Annotated in this window: 18 protein-coding genes and 2 tRNA genes; 9 read left to right on the top strand and 11 right to left on the bottom strand. The window is 73.9% G+C overall.

Annotated features, from left to right (window positions below; translation table 11 throughout):
• The first annotated feature begins 74 nt into the window (after positions 1 to 74).
• From C5508_RS03365 to C5508_RS03345, 5 genes are read left to right on the top strand one after another with little or no spacing between them, the layout of a single operon-like run.
• A complete protein-coding gene (locus tag C5508_RS03365) occupies positions 75 to 1,781 on the top strand; it encodes a glycosyltransferase (protein ID WP_198597831.1) in 1,707 nt (568 codons plus the stop codon).
• On the top strand, positions 1,778 to 3,244 hold the full coding sequence (locus tag C5508_RS03360; RefSeq protein WP_157943947.1) for a lipopolysaccharide biosynthesis protein: 1,467 nt from the start codon (positions 1,778 to 1,780) through the stop codon (positions 3,242 to 3,244). Before C5508_RS03365 ends, C5508_RS03360 begins: the two co-directional genes overlap by 4 nt.
• A complete protein-coding gene (locus C5508_RS03355) occupies positions 3,241 to 4,512 on the top strand; it encodes a glycosyltransferase (RefSeq protein ID WP_104523541.1) in 1,272 nt (423 codons plus the stop codon). The genes C5508_RS03360 and C5508_RS03355 overlap by 4 nt, the downstream gene beginning before the upstream one ends.
• Positions 4,509 to 6,395 (top strand): hypothetical protein, encoded by a 1,887-nt coding sequence (locus tag C5508_RS03350; RefSeq protein ID WP_104523540.1) that lies wholly within the window; start codon positions 4,509 to 4,511, stop codon positions 6,393 to 6,395. The genes C5508_RS03355 and C5508_RS03350 overlap by 4 nt, the downstream gene beginning before the upstream one ends.
• Positions 6,392 to 7,285 carry a glycoside hydrolase family 16 protein gene (locus C5508_RS03345; protein ID WP_157943945.1) on the top strand — a complete coding sequence of 298 codons (894 nt, stop codon included), beginning with the start codon at positions 6,392 to 6,394 and terminating at the stop codon, positions 7,283 to 7,285. The genes C5508_RS03350 and C5508_RS03345 overlap by 4 nt, the downstream gene beginning before the upstream one ends.
• Positions 7,286 to 7,289: 4 nt before the next feature.
• Here C5508_RS03345 and C5508_RS03340 read toward each other — a convergent pair whose 3' ends face one another.
• From C5508_RS03340 to C5508_RS03320, 5 genes are all read right to left on the bottom strand, one after another.
• Positions 7,290 to 8,228: a glycosyltransferase family 2 protein gene (locus tag C5508_RS03340; RefSeq protein ID WP_104523538.1), complete on the bottom strand. Its 939-nt coding sequence runs from the start codon at positions 8,226 to 8,228 to the stop codon at positions 7,290 to 7,292.
• A gap of 210 nt (positions 8,229 to 8,438) precedes the next feature.
• The gene (locus tag C5508_RS03335) at positions 8,439 to 9,149 is read right to left on the bottom strand and encodes a metal-dependent hydrolase (protein WP_113684636.1); all 711 of its coding nucleotides are present in this window, start codon (positions 9,147 to 9,149) and stop codon (positions 8,439 to 8,441) included.
• Positions 9,150 to 9,202: 53 nt separating this feature from the next.
• Positions 9,203 to 10,075, bottom strand: coding sequence for a glycosyltransferase family 2 protein (locus C5508_RS03330; RefSeq protein ID WP_104523536.1), 873 nt, complete (start codon positions 10,073 to 10,075; stop codon positions 9,203 to 9,205).
• Positions 10,076 to 10,414: 339 nt separating this feature from the next.
• Positions 10,415 to 11,461 carry a PHP domain-containing protein gene (locus C5508_RS03325; protein WP_104523583.1) on the bottom strand — a complete coding sequence of 349 codons (1,047 nt, stop codon included), beginning with the start codon at positions 11,459 to 11,461 and terminating at the stop codon, positions 10,415 to 10,417.
• Complete coding sequence (locus C5508_RS03320) at positions 11,458 to 12,006, bottom strand: DoxX family protein (RefSeq protein WP_104523535.1); 549 nt, start codon at positions 12,004 to 12,006, stop codon at positions 11,458 to 11,460. Before C5508_RS03320 ends, C5508_RS03325 begins: the two co-directional genes overlap by 4 nt.
• Positions 12,007 to 12,158: 152 nt before the next feature.
• Between C5508_RS03320 and C5508_RS03315 the strand changes: the two genes are divergently transcribed.
• A complete protein-coding gene (locus C5508_RS03315) occupies positions 12,159 to 12,569 on the top strand; it encodes a VanZ family protein (protein ID WP_157943944.1) in 411 nt (136 codons plus the stop codon).
• Here C5508_RS03315 and C5508_RS03310 read toward each other — a convergent pair.
• The 3 genes from C5508_RS03310 to C5508_RS03300 all read right to left on the bottom strand — a co-directional run bounded on the left by C5508_RS03310 (position 12,548) and on the right by C5508_RS03300 (position 15,428).
• Positions 12,548 to 13,984: a phosphatase PAP2 family protein gene (locus tag C5508_RS03310; protein WP_104523533.1), complete on the bottom strand. Its 1,437-nt coding sequence runs from the start codon at positions 13,982 to 13,984 to the stop codon at positions 12,548 to 12,550. The two genes, C5508_RS03315 and C5508_RS03310, sit on opposite strands and share 22 nt — an antisense overlap.
• A gap of 171 nt (positions 13,985 to 14,155) precedes the next feature.
• Entirely contained in the window at positions 14,156 to 14,773 is a 618-nt protein-coding gene (locus C5508_RS03305; protein ID WP_104523532.1) for a hypothetical protein, read from the bottom strand.
• A 124-nt stretch (positions 14,774 to 14,897) separates the two neighbouring features.
• Complete coding sequence (locus C5508_RS03300) at positions 14,898 to 15,428, bottom strand: CGNR zinc finger domain-containing protein (protein WP_104523531.1); 531 nt, start codon at positions 15,426 to 15,428, stop codon at positions 14,898 to 14,900.
• A 102-nt stretch (positions 15,429 to 15,530) separates the two neighbouring features.
• Between C5508_RS03300 and C5508_RS03295 the strand changes: the two genes are divergently transcribed.
• From C5508_RS03295 to C5508_RS03285, 3 genes are all read left to right on the top strand, one after another.
• On the top strand, positions 15,531 to 16,730 hold the full coding sequence (locus C5508_RS03295) for an MFS transporter (protein WP_104523530.1): 1,200 nt from the start codon (positions 15,531 to 15,533) through the stop codon (positions 16,728 to 16,730).
• A gap of 103 nt (positions 16,731 to 16,833) precedes the next feature.
• A tRNA-Ser gene (locus C5508_RS03290) sits at positions 16,834 to 16,922 on the top strand.
• 22 nt (positions 16,923 to 16,944) lie between these two features.
• A tRNA-Arg gene (locus tag C5508_RS03285) sits at positions 16,945 to 17,017 on the top strand.
• 256 nt (positions 17,018 to 17,273) lie between these two features.
• On the opposite strand, the gene C5508_RS03280 is transcribed toward C5508_RS03285, so the two are convergent.
• Genes C5508_RS03280 through C5508_RS03270 form a run of 3 tightly spaced genes read right to left on the bottom strand, consistent with a single transcriptional unit; the run spans position 17,274 to position 20,738 of the window.
• Positions 17,274 to 18,698: an amino acid permease gene (locus C5508_RS03280; protein WP_104523529.1), complete on the bottom strand. Its 1,425-nt coding sequence runs from the start codon at positions 18,696 to 18,698 to the stop codon at positions 17,274 to 17,276.
• Between the two features lie 46 nt (positions 18,699 to 18,744).
• A complete protein-coding gene (locus C5508_RS03275) occupies positions 18,745 to 20,187 on the bottom strand; it encodes a dihydrolipoyl dehydrogenase family protein (RefSeq protein WP_104523528.1) in 1,443 nt (480 codons plus the stop codon).
• 53 nt (positions 20,188 to 20,240) lie between these two features.
• Positions 20,241 to 20,738, bottom strand: coding sequence for an alpha-hydroxy-acid oxidizing protein (locus C5508_RS03270; RefSeq protein WP_269801749.1), 498 nt, complete (start codon positions 20,736 to 20,738; stop codon positions 20,241 to 20,243).
• Positions 20,739 to 20,940: the final 202 nt, after the last annotated feature.

The raw sequence follows: 20,940 nt of genomic DNA, 5'->3' as shown, positions 1-20,940 counted from the left end.
GGCCAACGGCGCCCGGTACGGCAGACGGAGGAGCGGGCTCGGTGAGCGAGAGAAGGTGTCGTTTCAGCATCGTCGTGCCCACGTACCAGCGGCGCGACGTCCTCCTGCAGACGCTCACCTCGCTGGGTGGCCTCGACACCCCATGGCCGGTCGAGCTCGTCGTGGTCGTCGACGGCTCCACCGACGGCAGCGCCGAGGCGGCCCGCGCCCTGACCCTTCCGTTCCCGGTGACCGTCGTCGAGCAGCCCAACGGGGGTGCGGCCGCCGCGCGCAACAACGGCGCCGCGCACGCCCGCGGCGAGTACCTGCTCTTCCTCGACGACGACATGGTCGCCGACCCCCGTCTCCTGGTCGAGCACGACGCGGTGCTCGGCGACGGCGCCGACGGCGCCGTCGGCCACATCCCTGTGCACCCCGACTCGCCCCCCACCCTGCTCACCCCCGGCGTCGAGCGGTGGGTGCGGCTGCGTCACGAGCGGCTGACCCGCACCCGGGGCCGGCTGGCACTGGGCGACCTGCTGACCGGACAGCTGTCGGTGCGTGCGGACCTCTTCGCCGCCGCCGGGGGCTTCGACGAGCACTTCAACGAGGGTGGCTCCTTCGGGGCCGAGGACACCGACTTCCTGCACCGGCTCATCGAGACCGGTGCCGACATCCGCTACGCCCCCGGCGCCGTCAGCCACCAGCGCTACGTGGTCACGCCCGACCAGTACCTGCGCCAGTGGCGGCAGGGCGGCCGGGCCGACGCCGTGCTGGTGCGCAAGCACCCGTCGCTGGCCGCCATGCTCGCCGCGCAGCACGGTGCCGGCACACCGGTGGGCCGCCTGCTGCGCCGCTGGGCGCCGGCCGTCCCCGGCCGCGCAGGGCGCGCTCTCGCGGGGCCGGTGGTCGCCCGGGCCCGATCGGGCTCCGCCGACCTGCTCACCCGCTGGCTGTTCACCCGGCTGCGCGACGCCCAGTACTGGCGGGGCTTCGCCGAGGCCGGCGGATCCGCTCCGGCGGGGCCGGTCGTGCTGGCCTATCACGCCGTCGAGGACGTCGACGACGCCGTCGTCGGCCCCTGGTGCGTCGGCCCCGAGCTGCTCGAACGCCACCTCGACGCCCTCACTGGCGCCGGTTTCACGTGGATCGACCTGGCGCAGTTCCTCGCCTACCTCGACGGCGCCGCGCTGCCCCCGCGGTCGGCGATGCTCACCTTCGACGACGGCTACGCCAGCCTGCTGCACGCCGCCGCGCCGCTGCTGGAGCGGCGGGGCATCCCGGCGGTCGTGCTGCTGGTCAGCGACCAGATCGGCGGCCGCAACGACTGGGACACCCGCCGCGGCGCTCCCGAGCTGCAGCTGCTCACCGCCCAGCAGCTGCACGAGCTGACCGGCCGGGGCTGGACGCTCGGCGCCCACTCCCGCACCCACGCCCACCTGGTGCACGCCGACGACGCCACGCTCGCCGACGAGCTCGCCGCCCCGCTGGCCGACCTGCCCGCCCTGGGGCTGCCGCTCGAGCCGGTGCTGGCCTATCCGCACGGCGAGCACGATGCCCGGGTCCGCGCCGCCACCCGCCGCGCCGGCTACGCCGCCGCCTTCGCCCTCGAGGGTCGCCGGTCCTCCACCTCGTCCCGCGGCCGCTTTGCCGTTCCGCGCGTCGAGGTCCGGCGCGACACGACCCCGGAGCAGCTGGTGGCCGCGGCCCTGGCCCCGGCACGGCGTCCCGTCCAGGAGATCGAGCGGGAGCTCCGCGGCGTTGCCCGCCGGCTGCTCGCCCTGGCCGGGCGGCGGCCGTGACCCCGCCCGGGCCGGTCGGCTCCCCGCCCCGGACGGTGCCCGCCGAGCAGCGCCCCGACGTCACCTCGGCCCTGCAGGGCATGTTCGGCCGCGACTCGCTCTACCTGCTGTTCTGGTTCCTGCAGGTGCTCGTCGCCGCGCTGGCCACCCCGCTGGCCACCCGGTTGCTCGGCGCCCCCGAGTACGGCGCCTTCGCCGCGGCCAACGCGCTCATGCAGGTGCTCTACGTGCTCGGGGGCCTCGGCCTGCAGGTCGCCGTCCAGAAGTACTTCGAGGACCGCGGCATCGACGCCGCCCGGCGGCTGGTCACCCTCGCGCTCCTCGGCGCCGTCGCGGTCACCGCGCTCGCCGAGCTCACCGGGCCGCTGTGGAGCCCCGCGCTCGGGTTCGGCGACTACGAGGGCGCCGTGCGCCTCGCCGTCCTGTGGGCCGGGACGTCGGCGGTCACCGCCACCGTCCTCGCGCTGCTCCGCAGCCAGGACCGGCTGCTCGGGTTCAGCGTCGTCAGCCTGCTGCAGTCGGTGGTCGCCGAGGTGCTCAGCCTGGTCCTGCTGATCGCGCTGGCGCCGACCGCCGAGGCGTTCGTGCTCGGCCGCCTGGCCGCCACGGCCGCGGCCGTCGTCGTCGGGGTGGGCCTCACCCGGATGCGGACGGTGCGGCTGCGCGACCGGGACCTGGCCCGCGGAGCGCTGATCTTCGGCCTGCCGCTGGTGCCGGCGATGCTGGGCTCGTTCGTGCTGGGCGCCGCCGACCGCTTCCTCCTCCAGGAGGAGCTCGGCCAGACCGCCGTCGCCCAGTACTCGGTGGCCTACAACATCGCCGCCCTGCCGATGCTCGTGCTCAGCGTGCTGAACTCCGTCTGGCTGCCGCGGTTCTTCGCCGCCGGATCCGGAGCCGACGGGGACGCCGTCATCACCGCCAGCCGGGATGCGCTCTACCGACTGCTGGCGCCGGTGATGGTCGGGCTCTCCGTGGCCGCCCCGCTGGTCCTGGCCGTGTGGGCGCCCGCCGAGTACCGCCCCGACGGGCTGCTGCTGGTGACGGCGGTCGTCATCGTCAGCGCGGTTCCCTACACGGCCGGTCTCTCGGCGACCCGCACCCTGCTCATGGCGTCCCGGTCGCGGACGATCGCCGCGGCCGCCGTTGTCGCCTCGGTCGTGAACGTGGTCCTGAACCTGTGGTGGATCCCGCCGCTGGGCATCCTCGGCGCCGCACTGGCCACCCTGGTCGCCTACTCGGTGCAGCACCTCCTCCTGCTGCTGCCCACGCGCGGCCGGCCGTTCGGCACGCGCCGCGCCGGCCTCGTGCAGGCCCTCGCCGGAATGGCGCTCGCCCTGGCGGTGGTCGAGCTGCCGACCGGGATCGGGGGCACCGTGTCACGGACGGCGCTCGCCGTCGCCTGCCTCGCGTGGTTCTGGCTGGCCTACAGCCGCATCCGGTCGCCGAAGGCGGAGCAGGCATGACCGGTTCCGGCGGCACGTGGTGCTGCGAGTGGGAGTTGGCCGACTCCTCGCCGCCGCGCGGCGTCACGCCGTCGGCCGGCTCCCGCACGGCCCGCGTCCTGGTGCGGCTGCACGGCGACCCGCTCGGCTACCTCACCCTGCCGTCGGCCGAGGCCGCCCCGGAGGCGCTGCTCCCGCTGGCCGAGGCGGCGTTCGGCGAACGGATCGCCGCCCACCTCGCCGAAGAGGGCCTGGTGGCGTCGCGGCCCTACCCGGCGGCGGGCGCCGGCTGTCCCAACCGGGTCGACGGTGCGGAGTTGGTCACCGTCGTCGTCTGCACCCGGGGCCGCGCCGGTCAGCTCGCCGGCTGCCTCGGTCGGCTGCGGGAGCTGACCTATCCGCGGCTGGAGATCCTCGTCGTCGACAACGCCCCGAGCGACGACAGCACCCGCCGGGTGGTCGACGCCGTCGCCGCGGCCGACCCTCGCTTCCGGTACGTCGTGGAGCCGCGCCCGGGCCTCTCCCGCGCCCGGAACCGCGGGCTGGTCGAGGCGCGCGGCAGGTGGCTCGCCTACACCGACGACGACGTCTCGGTGGACCCGCGCTGGGTCGACGGCCTCGTGCGTGGCTTCCGTCAGTCACCGGACGTCGGGTGCGTGACCGGCCTGGTCGCCACGGCGGAGATCTCCGGTGCCGCGGAGGAGTACTTCGACGCGCGGGCCGCCTCCTGGTCCACCCGCTGCGAGCCGCAGCTGTTCGCCCTGGGCGGGGCCGCCGCCGACGACCCCCTCTTCCCCTACTCGCCGGGCGTGTTCGGCACCGGGGCCGACATGGCCTTCGACCGGGAGCACCTGCTCGCCCTCGGCGGCTTCGACGAGGCGCTCGGCGCGGGCACCCTCACCCGCGGGGGAGAGGACCTCGACATCTTCGTGCGGGTGCTCCGGGCCGGGCGCGCCATCGCCTACTCACCGGCCGCCCTCGTCTGGCACCACCACCGGGCCGACGACGCAGGCCTGCTCCGGCAGATGTTCGGGTACGGCACCGGGCTGTCGGCCTTCATGACCAAGTGCCTGCTCCAGGCCGGGACCCGGCGCGAGGTCCTTGTGCGGGTCCCGCTCGGGCTGCGCCGCATGACCGCCATCCGCTCGACGACGGAGGAACGACTGACCGAGGCCACCGCCGCCCCCCGCGGTGCGATGCTGCAGGAGTTGCTGGGCCTGCTCGCCGGACCCGTGCTCTACCTACGGGCCCGCCGGGCAGCACGAGTCGCCCCGGGAGGTGGCCGATGACCACCGAGGTGCAGACCCCGCCGCCGGTGGGGCCGAGCCCGCGCGGCGGCAGCAGCGCGAGCCGGGGCCGCCGCGCCGCACGTTCGCGCTGGACCTGGCTGGACTCCGAGGACGGCTGGCGGTCAGCGCGCCCCTGGCTCCTGCCCCTCGCCGCCCTCGCCGTCGGAGTGCTGTGGCTGTGGTCCCTGCGGGGCGTGCGACTGGAGGAGATGGGCGGCTGGGGCCTCCTCAGCGCCCTTCCGCTGAGCTGGTACCTGGCGTTCACCGCGGTGCTGCTGCTCTACCTGGGAACGCTGCTGTCCCGCCGGGCCCTCGACCACGGGCTCGCCGCCTGCCACGTCGCCCTGGTGGCGATCCTGTTCGCGACGCCGTCGCTGGTGTACGAGGTCCCGCGCTACCCATGGACGTTCAAGCACATCGGCGTCACGGAGTACCTGCTGGAGAACTGGACCGTCGACCGGTCGATCGACATCTACCACAACTTTCCGGGCTTCTTCTACCTCGCGGCGGGGATCAGCAGGGCCACCGGCATCGACGTCGAGGGCCTGGCGCAGTGGAGCCAGCCGGTTCTCGCGCTGCTCACCGCCGCCGCGGTCTACTGGATGCTCGGCGGGCTCACCACGTCGCGGCGGACCCGCTACGGCGCCGTCCTGATCTTCACCCTGGGCGACTGGATCGGGCAGAACTACTTCGCGCCCCAGGCCTTCGCGTTCCCGCTGTCGCTGCTGGTCCTCGGCGGCCTGCTGCGCACCGTGACGCCGGGCCAGGAGGGGTTCCGGTGGCCGTGGGTCGCCCGCCGGTTCGCCTTCCCCGACGACGCCGACCTCCCGCAGGCCAGCGCGTTCTGGCGCTCGCGGTGGGGTGCCGCGCTCCTCATCGCCGGGTTCGTCGTGGTCGTCGTCTCCCACCCGCTGTCCCCGCTGATCCTGCTGGCCCAGATCACGCTGGTCTGCGTCATCCTGCGACCGGCCCGCCCGTGGCTCCCGGCGGTCTTCCTCGCCCTCGAGGAGGCGTGGCTGCTCCAGGCCTGGCCGTTCCTCAACAGCACCTACGACCTGTTCGACTTCGGGCTGCGCAACATCAGCCCGCCGCAGGTGTCGGTCACCGAACCGCTGCCCGGCTACGAGGTCGCGCTGTTCGCCGCGCCGTTGCTGATGGTCGTCGTCGCGCTGCTGACCCTCTGGGGCGGCGTCGCGGCCTTCTTCTGGCGGGCCCGGGCGCCGCGCGTGCTGGTGCCGCTGATCATCGCCGCGGTCCCGATGGGCATGGTCCTGGGGCAGCCGTACGGCAACGAGGGGATCTTCCGCGCCTACCTCTTCGCGTTGCCCTTCCTGGCGTTCGTGATCGCCATGCAGCTGTTCGACGAGCAGGTCACCTGGACGCCGGAGCGCCGGCTGCTCGCCGGGATGGCCGTGGCCCTCGTCGCCTTCCTCACCCTGCCGGCCAATTTCGCCAGCGAGCTGACCCACCGGGTGGCCGCCTCCGACGTCGCCGCCGACCGGTGGTTCGAGGAGAACGCGCCCGAGGGATCGGTGCTGCTGCCCTTCACGTCCTCCTATCCGTGGCGCTCGACCGCCGAGTACCCGGAGATGCTGCCGGCGCCGACCGTCGCCGTCGACGGCATCTCCGAGCTGCCGGGCTTCCAGGGCGTGGCCGACGGCCCGACGGCGCTGGTCACCTTCACCCGGGACGCCTGCGACACCCGCGCCGGCACCGGCCCGGTGTACGTCGCCCTGGGGCCCTCGGCCGAGGCCGACGTGCGGCTGCTCGGCACCATGCAGCTGTTCACCTACCGGGCCTTCGAGCGTGAGATCGCCGCCGACCCGGACTTCGAGGAGGTCTTCCGCGAGGGGGACAGCGTCCTCTACCGGTGCCGGGCATGAGCGGCAAGCACCGCGCACCCGCACCCGCACCCGCACCCGCACCCGTCACCCCGGAGGCGGGGACGCGGAGCCGGCGGCGCTGGGTCGTCCCCGCGGCGGTGGCGCTCGTGCTGCTGGTCGCCGTCCCCCTACTGGTGCTGCGGCCGTGGCAGTCCGAGCCGGTCGCGTCGTCGTCGGACTGGCCGCCGGGCGACTGGAACCAGGTCTTCGGCGACGAGTTCGACGGCGAGCGGCTCGACCCCGACGTCTGGGACACCGACCGGGCCGACCGCGGGGGCGACGACCTGGCCGCCGTGCCGTTCAACCCGGTGATCGAGGACGCCTGGTTCGACCCGGACAACGCGACCCTCGCCGACGGGAACCTCGTGCTCACCGTCGAGGAGGAGCAGCGGAGCCTCTTCGGGCAGGACTACGCCTACAGCTCCGGCATGGTGCAGTCGACGCCCGCGCTGACCCTCGAGCCGACCCGGTACGTCGAGGCGCGGATCCGCTTCCCCGGGTGCTCGGGCTGCTGGCCGGCGTTCTGGCTGCACCCGCAGGGCCAGTGGCCCCCGGAGATCGACATCGCCGAGTTCCTGGAGAGCGGCAGCGAGAGCCGGCCCTCGTTCAACTACATCCAGGCCGACGAGCAGAAGACCGGCCCGGACATGTACGGCGATCCCGACGTCGACTACCGGGACGATTTCCACACCTACGGCGTGCTGTGGGACGGCGTGAAGGCCGTGCCGTACGTGGACGGGGTGGCGCAGGACGCGCTGACCGCCGACGAGAACATGACCTCGGTGCCGATGATGATCATCCTCAACTTGTCCGTCCGCGGCGGGTACCAGCCGCCGCCCGGCGTCTCGATGCTCGTGGACTGGGTGCGGGTCTGGGAGCCCTCGGCCTGACCCCTCAGCTCCCGGGAGCGGTCCGGCGGCGGGCGAGGGCGTAGCTGGCCGCCGTCAAGAGGGTGCCCTCGACGATCGCCCAGGCGCGGGCGGCGCCGGAGGGGTCACCGGTGAGCAGCGCCCGGAGCCCGCGCAGCACGCCTCCGGGCAGCGTCCGGCGCACGTAGGTGCGCTCGGTGGACAGCGCCGCCTCGCTGCCGGCCAGGGCGCTGACGATCGCCTTGGACCGGCCCTCGCCGCGGCAGCGGGTGCGGAAGTAGGCGCGGGTGGTGCGCTGCGGCGTCACGGCGTGGAAGCAGACCGACGCCGGTTCCAGCACGACCCGCCCACCGGCCACGGCGGCGCGGGCCCGGATGGCGAACTCCGTCTCCTCGCACCCGGCGGCGTCCTTGCCGAGCCGGCCCATCGCGGTGTCGAAGCCGCCGGCCGCGTCGAACGCCGACCGCCGGAAGGACATGTTGGCGCCGATCGGGTTGCGGATCTCGGCTCGCTCGGTGGGCAGGCCGGTGTAGCTGCAGCCCACCACCCACAGGAACTCGTCGGGGAACCAGGTCGGCCGGGGCGCGCGCCAGTCGGGCACCACCCGGCCGCCGACGCCGATGACGTCGTCGTCCCGGTAGGCGTCGAGGAACCGCTCGATCCAGTCGGGGGCGGCTCTCGCGTCGTCGTCCAGGAACGCCACGACGTCGCCGGTGGTCCGCTGCACGCCGGTGTTGCGAGCTCCGGACAGGCCCTGCGGACCCTCGTTGGGGATGCATCGGACGTCGGGGAATGCGGCGCGCGCCCGGTCGAGCAGCTCGGGCGCGTGATCGGCGACCAGCACGACCTCGGTGACGGGGGCGGTCTGCGCGCGGAGGCTCTCGACGGCCGCGCAGATCTCGTCCCAGCGTTCGGTCGTGTAGGCGCAGACGACGACGGAGACCGACGGCGAGGAGGTGCTCAACGCCCCGGCTCGCGAACGGGGGAGGAGGGCGCCGTCATGTTCCGAACGCTACAAGGGACCCACCTGCACCGTCCTCCACATCCGGCGGCGCGCTGCTCCTAGCCGGGCCGCGGACGGGGTTACCGTTTCCCAGACGCCCGGTCCGGGTGCCACGGCAGCGACGCCAGACGGGGGTGGGAAGCATGTCCGGGAGAAGCGCCGCGCGCCTGCTCACCCTCTCCGACCCCCCGGCTCCTGACCGGACGCCGGACGCTCCCCGGCCGGCGGTGCCGTCGCCCGCCGCGCGGGGGCGGAAGGGGCCGACCTGCGGCTGCGGGCACGCCCGGCAGGCGCACCAGCACTACCGCAAGGGCACCGACTGCGCGCTCTGCTCGTGCGACCGGTTTCGCCGCTGGTGGCTCGCCACCCGCCGGCCCCGCTGAGCGCTCCGCTCCCCAGCCACCGGACCACGACCACGCCCGTCGCCCCGGCCAGCACCCCCGCGTACACGGCGTAGGGCACGTGCGCGCCCGTGGCGGTGACCGGCCACAGCAGCGGCACCCCAGGCCCGGAGGCGAGGTCGCGCACCAGGTGCAGCAGCACGCCGGCACCGGCGCCGGTGAGCACGCCACGGGCGCGGCCCCGGAGGAGCCGCGCGACCGCCACGAGTGCCAGGGCGGTGGCGAGGGAGTGGGTGACCGGCCGTCCGTCGCCGGGCGGCGTCGCGTTCCACAGGTAGAGCGGCACGTGATCCAGGTCGATCAGCACCGAGCCCGTCAGCGCGCCGGCGACCACCGGCGCCCTGGCGCCCGGAGCGAGCGCGGCCAGCAGGACGGCGGCGGTCAGCAGATGAGCCGGCTCGTCGAGCAGCCCCTCGACGACGGTCGGCCAGGGACCGGCGGCGAGGACCTGGTCGAGCGCGACCACCGTGGCGGAGGCCACGAGGGCCGGCGGACCGGCCCGCCGCGCGAGGCGGGTCCGGCCCGGGCCGGGGCTCAGGCCGACCGCACGCCCGCCAGGCGGGCGGCGGCCTGCTCGTCGCCAGGGGTGACCGCCGGAGCGGCCGTGGAGGCCGCGACGTCGATGGAGGTGCGACGGCGGGCGGCGCGGCCGGTGCCGTTGACCCGCTCGACCAGCAGGGCGCGCAGCACGCGCAACCCGTCCCGCCAGGTGTTGAGGTTGCTCTGCCCGTGGATGCGAACGAACTCGAAGCTGGGCACCTCGACGATGCGCAGGCCGGCCTTGGCGACCCGGGTGTTGATGATGGTCTCGATCTCGAAGCCGTCGCCCCACAGGCGGCCGGAGCTGCCGCGGTCGGCCACGTCGAGGGCCAGGGCCGACAGGCAGTGCGCCCAGAAGGCGTTGTAGCCGTAGCAGAGGTCGGTGTACCGGGTGCCGAAGAGAACGTTCACCGTCCGGTTCAGCCAGCGGTTGCCCCACGCCCGCATGCGGGTGATGTCGTCGCTGCCGCCGCCGTTGATGAACCGCGAGCCCTTGGCGAAGTCCGCGCCGGAGGTGAGCGCCTCGACGAAGCGCGGGATCTCGCGCGGGTCCGCGGAGCCGTCGGCGTCCAGCATGACGACGATGTCGCCGGTCACCTCGGCGAAACCGCAGGCCATGGCGTTGCCCTTGCCGCGGCGGTTCTGGTGGACCACCCGGACGTCGGCACGCAGCGAGCGGGCCGTGGCGATGGTGTCGTCGACGCTGTGGCCGTCGACGAGGATGACCTCGTGCAGGTCGGCCGGGAGCAGGCTGAACACGTGCGGCAGGTTCCGGGCCTCGTTGTACGTCGGGATCACGACGCTGACCCGCGGGGCGCGCGGTGCGCGGCCTTCGCGGAACAGTTCGGCGACGGTGCCGTCCGGCATTCCTGGTCTCCTCGTGGCAGGCGGGCCCGGTTTCGCCTCTCGCTCGCCGCCGGGCAATGGCGACCAGTTGTGGCGCCCGGCGGGTCATCACTGCCCCCGATGTGGATCTACTTGCTGAACGGACGAGTCCCCGACGGATTACGGCTGGAGCCCAGGTGCCGTCCGTCGCGGACGTGGCCGTCGCCACGATCGTCCGGTCACGCAGCGTGATCGATAACGCTGAACCTGCTGCACGACCAGCCATTTCTAGCCTGATCGTCACGCTGCGTCCAACGCGCGGGGTCCGACGTCACGCCTTCCGGTGGAAGATCATCTTCCACCGGGCGGGCCGGGCGGCGATCAGGTAAGGCCCGCCAGCAGGTTGTCGGCCGACCTGGTGTTGATGACCCGCTCGACCGGGACGCCGCACTCGATGGCCCGCTCGCAGCCGTTGTACTGCCAGTCGAGCTGGCCGGGCGCGTGCGCGTCGGTGTCGATGGCGAACTCGCAGCCGAGCTCCACGGCCAGGCTCAGCAGCCGCCGCGGTGGATCCAGCCGCTCCGGGCGGGAGTTGATCTCGACGGCGGTGCCGTTCTCCACGCACGCCGTGAACACGGCTTCGGCGTCGAACTCGCTCTCCGGACGCGGCTTCTGCTCGCCGTTGCGCTGCCTGCGCCCGATCACCAGCCGCCCGGTGCAGTGGCCCAGGACGTCGGTGTGCGGATTCGCGACGGCGGCGAGCATCCGCTCGGTCATCTGCGCGCGCGGCGCCCGCAGGTCGGAGTGCACGCTGGCGACGACGACGTCGAGCCGGCCCAGCAGCTCGTCGGTCTGGTCGAGAGAGCCGTCGACGTTGATGTCGCACTCGATGCCGGTGAGGATCCGGAACGGCGCGAGCTCCTCGTTCAGCGCGGCGACAACGTCGAGCTGCTTCTCCAGCCGCTCCGGGCTCAGCCCGTTGGCGACGGTCAGCCGGGGGGAGTGGTCGGTGAGCGCGAGGTACTCGTGGCCCAGGGCGATCGCGGCCTCGGCCATCTCGCGGATCGGGCTGCCGCCGTCGGACCAGTCGGAGTGGGCGTGCAGGTCGCCCTTCAGCGCGGCCCGGAACGCGGCGACGTCGTCGGCGGCGGGCAGCTGGTCGGCGTAGGCCTGCTCCAGCGTGAGCAGGTACTCGGGCACCTCGCCCTTGTGCGCCTGGGCGATCGCGGCCGCGGTCTTGGGGCCGACGCCCTTGAGGTCCTTGAGCGTGTTCGTGCGGATCTTCAGGTCGAGCTGCGCCTCGTCGAGGGCGTCGACCACCGCCGCGGCGGTGCGGTAGGCACTCACGCGGTAGCTGGCCTCACGGGCGCGCTCCAGGAGGAAGGCGATCCTCCGGAGCGCGGCCGCGGGCGGGAGCGGTGTGCTCAGCGGGAGGCCTTCTTCAGACGCTTCTCGGCCTGCTTCTGGGCCTTCGCGGCGCGCTTCTGCGCCTTCTCGACGTTCTTCTCCGTGGCGTCGGCGGCCCTCTTCGCCGCCCGCCGCGTGCGGTAGCCGACCGACGGCTTGCCCTCGGTGTCGACGGCGGCCAGCAGCAGGCCGCCGAGCATGCCCAGGTTCTTCACGAAGTGGGCGATCTTCTCGAAGGAGACCTTGGGGTCGTCCTCCTCCCAGAACCGGTGGCCGGCGAGCGTCGTCGGCACCGTGGACCCGGCCAGGGCCAGGGAGGTCAGCCGCGGGAACTTGCCGAGGGCCAGCAGCGCGCCGGCCCCGACCTGCAGCGCGGCGTTGGCCTTGACGTACTGCTCGACGTCGCGGGGCACCTCGACCGGCAGCTGCTTGTCGGCGGTCTCCGCGATCTTCTCCACGACGGGACGAGCGCCCGGCACGCGGTCCTGCGGCTTGCGCAGGGTGCTGATGCCGCCGTAGATGAAGGGGGTGGCGAGCAGGGGCCGGGCGATCCGGCGAACGAGCATGGTGACCTCTTTCCTCGATGTCACGGGGGAATCGGGGGTGCACTGCCCGGAAGATCCATCTGGCAATCACCCACGCCGGGGATCGCCTCCGGAGCCGCCGTCCGGGGCGGGCTGAGCGGGCTGCGACGACCGGGGCACTACCGTCGGGCGCCATGAGCCGTCGGGTCGCCGTTGTCGGGCTGGTGGCCTACCTGGTGGTGCTGGCGTCGGTCACGCTCGGCGCCTCACCGGGTGCGCTCTTCACGCGCGCGGCCGCCGAGGCCCGCATGGTCCAGGGCCTCGACTGGATCTCCACCGGCGACGTGGAGCGCGCGGCCAACGTGCTGCTCTTCGTCCCGTTCGGCCTGCTGCTCTGCTACGCGCTGCCGCGGCTGAGCCGGATCCTGGTCTGGCTGCTGTGCGTCGCTGCGTCGGTGGCCGTCGAGGCGGCGCAGTTCCTGCTGCCGGGGCGGGACGCCACACCGGTCGACGTCGTCACGAACGGAACGGGCGCCGCGATCGGCGTGCTTTTGCACGCCGGGCTGACCTGGGGGAGCCGGCGTCAGCGGGTGCGGCAGCAGTAGACGGTGAGCGGCTCCCGCTTGCGGTACAGGAACTCGGTGGCCGCCGCGCCCATCTCGCCGTCGTAGGCGACCCGCTCCGGGCCCGATCGGACGACGACGCGCACCTCCTCGGCGGCGAAGTGGCCGTAGCTGCGGGCGTGCTCGCTCACCCCGAGCAGCGTGGCCAGCACCGCGCGGGTGCGGCCGAAGCGCAGGTCGGCCCGCAGGTACTGGACGTCGAGCAGCCCATCCTCCAGCCGCGGTCGGTACGCCGGGGCGAGGCCCCGCGGGGTGTAGGTGCAGTTGCCGACGAACAGGATCCAGGTGCGCAGCCGCCGGCCGTTGACCTCGAGCTCCACCGGTCTCCCAGTGCGCAGCACCTGCGCGGCGGCCACGCTCAGCGCCAGCCACTTGCCGAGCTTCGCGGCCATGCGGTCGCGGCGGCGGACCATCTCCGGATAGGCGCCGATGCTCGAGGTGTTGAGGAACGGCGTCCCGTTCACCTCGGCCACGTCGACCCGCACCGCCTGCCCGGCCAGCACGGCGTCGACGGCGTCCTGCGGGGTGTGCACACCCACGTCGCGAGCGAAGTGGTTGAGCGTGCCCGCCGGGATCACGGCCAGCGGAAGCCGGTGCTGCAGTGCCACGGCGGCGGCCGCCGCGACGCTGCCGTCGCCGCCGGCCACGCCCAGCGCCGTCGCGCGGCCGGAGGTGGCTGCCTCGCCGAGCAGCTCGGCGACGCCGCGCTCCTCGCTGAGCTCCAGCACCTCGGCGCGGGGGAGGAGCCGGCGGATGTCGGCCGCCGGGTCGTAGTCGTCGGGGCCGGAGCGCGGGTTGACCGCCACCACGAGACCCGCGCCCTCGGCCAGCGCGGGCGCGGCGAAGGCGGGACGGACGCGGGCCGGTCGCACCGGCCGGCGGGCCCACCAGTGCTGACCGGCCGCGGCGACCGCGCCGCCGACGGCCAGCCCAGCGAGGACGTCGCCCGGGTAGTGGACGCCCACGTGCACCCGTGAGTAGCCGACACCCAGCGCGAGCGGGGCCAGCGCGGCGCCCGCGGCGGGGCTCTCCAGCGCCAGACCGGTGACGAAGGCCGCCGCCGAGCTGGAGTGCCCGCTCGGGAAGGACAGGCTCCCGGGCTCGCGCCGCAGCCGGCGCTCCGTGCGGAGGTTCTCCAGGTCCGGGCGCATCCGGCCGAAGATCCGCTTGAGGACGACGTTGACCACGGCACTGGAGAAGAGCATCGAGCCGATGCCCCGCACCGCACCCCGGCGCAGCGGTCCCCGGCGGCTGCCCAGCACGACCGCGATCAGGAACCAGAGCTTGCCGTGGTCGGCGAGGGCGGAGAGGCGGCGTAGCCAGCGGTCGGCCGGGGTGGTCGGCAGGGACCCGACGAACGAGTGGAGTCGCGCGTCGAGGTCCCGGGGAGAGCGCACGCTCCGACGCTAGTGGAGCGCGGCTCGCCCGCCGATCCCGTGCAACCCGGAGGGGTCAGCGCTGACGGCGTCCCCGCTTCGCCGTCCGCCTCACCCGGGGGAGCAGCCACTGCGGGACCGCCATCAGCCCGAGGACCAGCACCCCCAGGCCGGGGGCAAGCAGCGTCTCCATCAGCGGGCGGCTCCGGCGCGCTGCGTGGCCGTCAGGATGAACTCCAGCTCGCTCGACAGGCCCTTGAGCGTGTTGCCCGCACCCCTGGGCAGGGCGGTGGTGAGCAGCAGGTGGTCGACCTGCCCCGCGTGCAGATTCGCGACGCCGGCCAGGCCGGTCGTCGTGACGATCGGCCCCGCGTACAGGTCGATCACCGTCCCGCCGCAGGTGTAGGCGCCGTCGCCCGCCGGCGTCCACGGCTCCGAGCAGGACCGGAGGCCCAACTGCAGCCCGTTCGCCGTGTCGGTGTCCAGGCGGCTGGAGACGGTGGCCCAGGAATCGAACGTCACCGTGGCCCAGCCGACGGTGCCCGCGTTCCGCACGTCGAGCGGAACGCTGGAGGACGTGCCCGGCTGCAGTCCGTCGATGGAGATGGGCAGGGCGGGGGAGGCGTTCACGCCGTCGAGCGCGATGGACAGGACGCCGGACTGCACGGACTGGTCCACGGGCGTGGTGCTGCTGGTGAAGGCACCGAAGGTGCCCAGGCCGGCGATGGCGGCGGCGCTGCCCATCACGACCAGGGTCGCGACGACCTTGACGGCGAGGCCGCCCTCGACGGTTCTCCTGCGGATCGACACGGCGGGTCCTCCTCTCGGTGCTGCCGGGGTGGGAGGTCCACCCCGCATCACCCCGACCGTCCCTCCGCAGCCGCACGATCGTGCGCAGCGATCCGCAAGACCTCCGCAAGAGCGGCCGGCGGGCTCAGGACTTCTGGCGGGCCCGGTAGGCGGCGACCGTCGAGCGGCTCGCGCAGGTGTTGGAGCAGTACCGGCGGCTGGCGTTGCGGGAGGTGTCCACGTAGACGTCGTCGCAGCCCTCGGCCGAGCAGACCCCCAGCCGCTGCCAGCCGTGCTGCACGACGACCTGCGACAGCCCCATCGCCACCGTGGTCGCCAGCTGCTCCAGCGCCGGCGCGTCCGGGCGCGCGTAGTGCAGGTGGAGCTCGCCGTCGTGGTCGGTGGCGTAGGGGCGCGGCCGGGCGAGGGCCAGCAGCTCGTTGAGCCGGGTGAGGACGTCGGGCTGCGACTCGGCCAGCGCCACCGCGCGCACCATCAGGGCGGCGTCCGCGGCCTTGCGCGCGTCGGCCGGGGTGAGGTCCAGCGACGTCCCGGGCGTGAACCACTCGTCGTGCGACGCGAGGAACCGCGACACGCCGTCGTCGGGCTCGAGGTCGGCATTGGCCAGGTCGATGGCCAGTTCGACGGCGGTCGACCCGTAGGTGTCATAGTTCAATTGACTCGCTACCGTCCAATCCCTACTGTGGGGCCCTGTAGGTGGTCAACGGCAGATGACCCCCTACCCTTCCCCTCCCTGCAGTGCGAAACGAGTTCCCGCGTGCGTGCCTACCTCACCGTCTGGCGGCTTCCCTCCGCCCCGGTGCTCCTCCTCGCCGGCTTCGCCGGGCGCCTTCCGTCGTCCATGGTGCCGCTCGCGCTGCTGCTCATGGTGCAGCAGCAGACCGGTTCCTACGCGATCGCCGGCCTCGCGGCCGCGAGCCTTGGCATCGCGTCGGCCGGGATGGCGCCCCTCCTCGGCCGTCTCGCCGACCGGAGGGGGCCGCGCCGCATCCTGCTCGCGCAGTCGGCGCTCTACCCGGTGCTGCTCGCGCTGCTGGTCGCGGTCACCCTCGGCGGTGCGCCCGACGTCGCCGTCGTCGCCGCCTCCGCCCTGACCGGCGCCAGCACGCCGCTGGTCTCGGGCACCGTGCGCGCCCTGTGGTCGCGGACCGACCCGCGTTCGCGCACCACCGCCTACGCGCTGGACGCCACCGCGACCGAACTGGTCTTCGTCGTCGGCCCGACGCTCGTCGCCACCCTGGCCGTGCTGGCCGAGCCGGCGTGGGCGGTCGCCGTCGCGGGCGTGCTCGCGGTGGCCGGTGCGCTCGGCGTCGCCGGGGCGGCCCGCTCGTGGGTGCCCGCGCCGGCCGCGTCCACGGGGCTGTTCACCACCGTCCTCGCCCCGGGCATGCCCCGGGTGCTGCTCAGCGGCTCGGCCGTGATGCTCGGCTTCGGCGCCCTCGAGGTGGCCATCCCGGCGTTCGCGGACTCCAACGGCTCGCCCGGCATCTCCGGGCTGCTGCTGGCGGTCTGGTCGCTGGGCTCGGTGGCCGGCGGCCTCTGGTTCGGCGCCCGCGTGATGAGTGCGTCGCTGCCCCGGCAGTACCGCTGGCTGCTCTTCGGCGTCACGATCGGCCTGGCCCCGCTGGCCTGGATCTCCAGCCCGTGGGCGCTGGGCGTGCTGCTCTTCCTGGGCGGGACGGTGATCGCGCCGACGCTCACCGTGCAGAGCTCGCTGGTCGGCTCGCTCGCCCCGGTGCACGCCACCACCGAGGCCTTCACCTGGCTGTCCACCATCACCGTCGGCGCCTCGGCGATCGGTGCGGCCCTCGGCGGTGCCCTGATCGAGACCGGGGCGGGGGTGCCCGGCGCGCTGGTGCTGGCCTGCCTGGGCGCCGCGGCGGCCGTCGTCGTCACCCTGGTGCCCGGCCGCGGTCGGCGCGGCGCCGTCGTCCCCCGGGAGCCCGTCGCGGCCTGACCTCTCGCGGGGGGAGGGGCGAAGGGGGCGGACCCCCGCTGGGAGCCGCGCGAGGGCGCTGGTAGTCTCTCTTCTCGGCGGTTACGAGGGAACTCGGACCCCGGGAGGCTTCGCCTAGTCCGGTCTATGGCGCCGCACTGCTAATGCGGTTTGGGTTAATCCCCATCCCGGGTTCAAATCCCGGAGCCTCCGCGCACGACACAACTGAACATCCGCACCCGTAGCTCAACGGATAGAGCATCTGACTACGGATCAGAAGGTTAGGGGTTCGAATCCCTTCGGGTGCACGTCTGGTTGAGACACCGAGCGGCCCCGCACTTCGACGGAAGTGCGGGGCCGCTTCGTCGTCTGGGCCGGTCCCCCACGGCGGCACGTGACGAGGGCCCGCACCCTGCCGGGTGCGGGCCCTCGTGCGTCGTTGTGGGGGCGGGGGGCCGGTTCTGACGGTCTGGCCGCGTTGGTCGGTCTACCCAGCGATGGATAGCCAATGATTCCCGGCTGCCCCCGCCCGGGTCCTACTGTGAGCCAGGCCACACCGCGCCGTCAAGAGGACGCCGGGATGTCGTTCCTCAGCGTCGAGTGCTTCCGGGCGTAGGTGACGTACAGGACGGCGGCCAGCGTCAGCCATCCGGCGAAGAGCGCGAACGTGACGCCCGACAGCCCGGTGATCAGGTAGGCGCAGAAGGCGATCGACAGCACCGGCACGACCGGGTAGCCCGGCACCCGGAATCCGCGCGGCAGGTCCGGGGCGATCCGGCGCAGCACGATCACGCCCACCGAGACGACGGTGAACGCCACCAGCGTGCCCATGCTGGTCAGGTCGATGAGGAAGTCCAGCGGCACGAACGCGGCCAGGGCCCCGACGAAGACGGCGACGGCGGCCGTGCCGCGCACGGGCGTCCGGCGGCGGGCGTCGACCCGGCTGAAGAACGCCGGCACCATGCCGTCGCGGCTCATCGAGAAGAGGATCCGGGTCTGGCCGTACATCGTCACCAGCGTCACGGAGAAGATCGACACCACGGCCCCGGCGGCCAGCAGGATGGCCGGCCACCGCGAGCCGGTCACGTTCTCCAGGATCACCGCCAGGCCCGCCTCCTGGCCCTCGAAGCCCTCGGCCGACTGGGCGCCGACCGCGGAGAGCGCCACCAGCAGGTAGACGACGGTGACCACGACGAGCGCGCCGATGATCGCCAGCGGCAGGTTGCGCCGCGCGTCCCGCACCTCCTCGCCCGCGGTGGAGACGGCGTCCAAACCGATGAAGGAGAAGAAGATCGACGACGCCGCCATGCTGATCCCCGCGATGCCCATCGGCGCGAAGGGCGTGAAGTTGCCCGACTCGAAAGCCGTGAACGCGATCACGGTGAACAGCAGCAGCACGGCGATCTTCACGACCACCATTCCCACGTTCGCCCGCGCCGACTCCCGCACCCCGCGCACCAGCAGCAGGGCGCACATCAGCACGAGGACCAGGGCCGGCAGGTTGATCCACCCGCCCGCGCCGGGTGCGGCCGACAGCGCGTCGGGGATGCGGACGCCGATCGTGTCCGACAGCAGCTGGTTGAGGTACTCGCTCCAGCCGACCGCCACCGCCGAGGAGCTCACCCCGTACTCGAGCACGAGGCACCAGCCCACGCCGTACGCCACGATCTCGCCCAGGGTCGCGTACGCGTACGTGTACGACGAGCCCGCGGCCGGGATGGACGACGCCAGCTCCGCGTAGCAGAGCGCGGTGAGCGCGGCGGTGATCGCGGCCAGCACGAAGGAGACGACGACGGCGGGCCCGGCCTCGGGCACCGCGGTGCTCAGCACGAAGAAGATGCCCGTGCCGATGGTCGAACCGATGCCCAGGCACATGAGCGGGACCAGGCCCATGCGGCGGGCCAGGCCGCCGCCCTCCTCGCTCTCGGCGACGAGTGCCGCCACCGGCTTGCGGCGGAACAGCTGGGCGCGCAGGGATGGTGCAGTCACTTGATCATCATCCGCGCCCCCAGCGGCCGGCCCGGGGTCGGCCCCGTCAGCCGTCGCGCCGGAGGACGGCGGACAGCCGGCGCGCCCCCAGCAGTGCCCCGATCACCGCGCGCGCCGCCGGCCGGGTCAGCCGTCCCCGGGCGTCGGCGATCGCGGCGTTCCACTGCGGATCGGCGTAGGTGGGGTAGGGGTGGATGGCAGAGGTCAGGTCCGACGTCGTCAGGCCCTTCGTCACCGCGAGCGTCAGCTCGGCCAGCGCCTCCCCGGCGCGCGGACCGACCACGGTCGCACCGCGGACCCGGTGGCGGCCGTCGACGACGAGCCGGCTGAACCCGTCGGTGTTCTGCTCCGCGATCGCCCGGTCGGCCGAGCGCAGCCGGCGGGTCAGGACCGTGCGGCCGGAGCCGACGTCCGACGTGGGCTCGCCGACCGAGGCCACCTCCGGCTGGGTGTAGGTCACGCGGGGGACGGCGGAGAGGTCGACAGTGCGCCGCAGGCCCAGGACGGCGTTGCCGGCGGCCAGGCTCCCGTGCACGCCGGCCAGGTGCGTGAGCTGCGGGTGGCCGGTGACGTCGCCGGCCGCCCAGATCCGGGCGTTCGAGGTCCGGAGGGCCGCGTCGACGACCACGGCGCCCCCCTCGTCGACGTCGATCCCGGCGGCGTCGAGCCCGAGCCCGGCGGTGCGCGGCCTGCGCCCGGTGGCCACGAGCAACCGGTCGAACCCCACGTCGCCGCCATCGGCGAGCACGAGGCGCCGGTCCTCGACGCGCATCACCGCCGTGCCCGTGCGGACCTGCACGCCGTCGCGGGCCAGGGCCTCACCCACGGCGGCCGAGGCATCGGGGTCCTCACCGCCCAGCAGGCGGTCCGCGGTCTCGACCACGGTCACCCGCACCCCGAGCCGGGCCACCGCCTGGGCCAGCTCGCACCCGCTGGTGCCGCCGCCGAGCACGGCCAGCCGCTCGGGCAGGTCCGCCTGGTCCCAGAACGAGTCCGTCGTCAGCGGTCGCGCCTCGGCCAGCCCCGGCAGGTCGGGGAGCGTGGGCGCCGACCCGGTGGCGACCAGGGCCCGGCGGAACCGCACGCGGCGCCCGTCGATCTCGGCCGACCCCCGTCCGGTGAAGCGGACCGTCCCGGCCGTCACCCGGGTCCCCGACCGGCGGACGGCGTCCGGCGAGTCGACCGGCTCGATCGCGGCGATGGCCCGCCGCACGTGCGCCAGCACGGCCGGGGCGTCGACGGTGACCCCGTCGGCTCGCACCCCGTACCGGGCGGCCGCCCGCGCGTCGGCGGCGGCGTGCCCGGCGGCGAGGAGCGCCTTGGACGGGACGCAGCCGGTCCAGAGGCAGTCGCCCCCGAACCGGTCGCGCTCGACCAGCAGGACGCGGGCACCGAGGGCCGCGGCGGTCTGCGCGCCGATCAACCCCGCGGTGCCAGCGCCCACGACGAGCAGGTCCCAGGGGCGGCGGCCGATCGCGTCGTCAGGCATGCCCCGATCCTGGGCCCGGCGCCACGGTTCCGCCCGTCCCGGCCGGCCGCAGATCAGCCGACGCGGCGGAGGATGTCCGGGCTGAGCTGGTCGACGGCGGTGTGCCCGGTCAGGCCGAGGGTCAGGTCGAACTCGCCGACGACGTCCTCGACGACCTGCCGCACGCCGTCCTCGCCGGCCAGTGCCAGGCCCCACGCGAACGGGCGGCCCAGCAGCACCGCCGTCGCCCCCAGGGCCACCGCGGTGAAGACGTCGGCGCCGCTGCGGATGCCGCTGTCGAGCAGCACGGGCACCCGGCCGGCGACCGCGCCCAGCACGTCGGGGAGGGCGTCCAGCGCCGAGATCGACCGGTCCACCTGCCGGCCGCCGTGGGTGCTCACCACCAGGCCGTCCATGCCCTCGTCCAGCGCGCGCCGGGCGTCGTCGGGGTGCAGTACGCCCTTGAGCAGGATCGGCAGCCGCGTGCGCGAGCGCAGCCAGGCCAGGTCGTCCCAGCTGATGGAGGGCCGGGAGTAGATCGCCAGGAACGTCTCGACGGCGGCTCGCGGCAGCGGCGAGCGCAGGTTGTCGCGGAGCGAGCCGGGCCACTACCAATTGTAAAAATGTCCGTGCCCACGAGATCGTAATAGATCTCGTATGCCGGCTTCTGCTGGATAAAAAAAACATTCACCAACACGTAAAATAGTCAAACTACTGATCATATGTCTCATACAACAACAGCGTAACATACTCAACAGCAAACTCAAAATCAAA

Source organism: Blastococcus atacamensis (assembly GCF_002938425.1).
Lineage (GTDB): Bacteria > Actinomycetota > Actinomycetes > Mycobacteriales > Geodermatophilaceae > Blastococcus > Blastococcus atacamensis.
The sequence above is the reverse complement of the archived record's forward strand: the minus strand, read 5'-3'. Positions and strand labels throughout refer to the sequence as shown.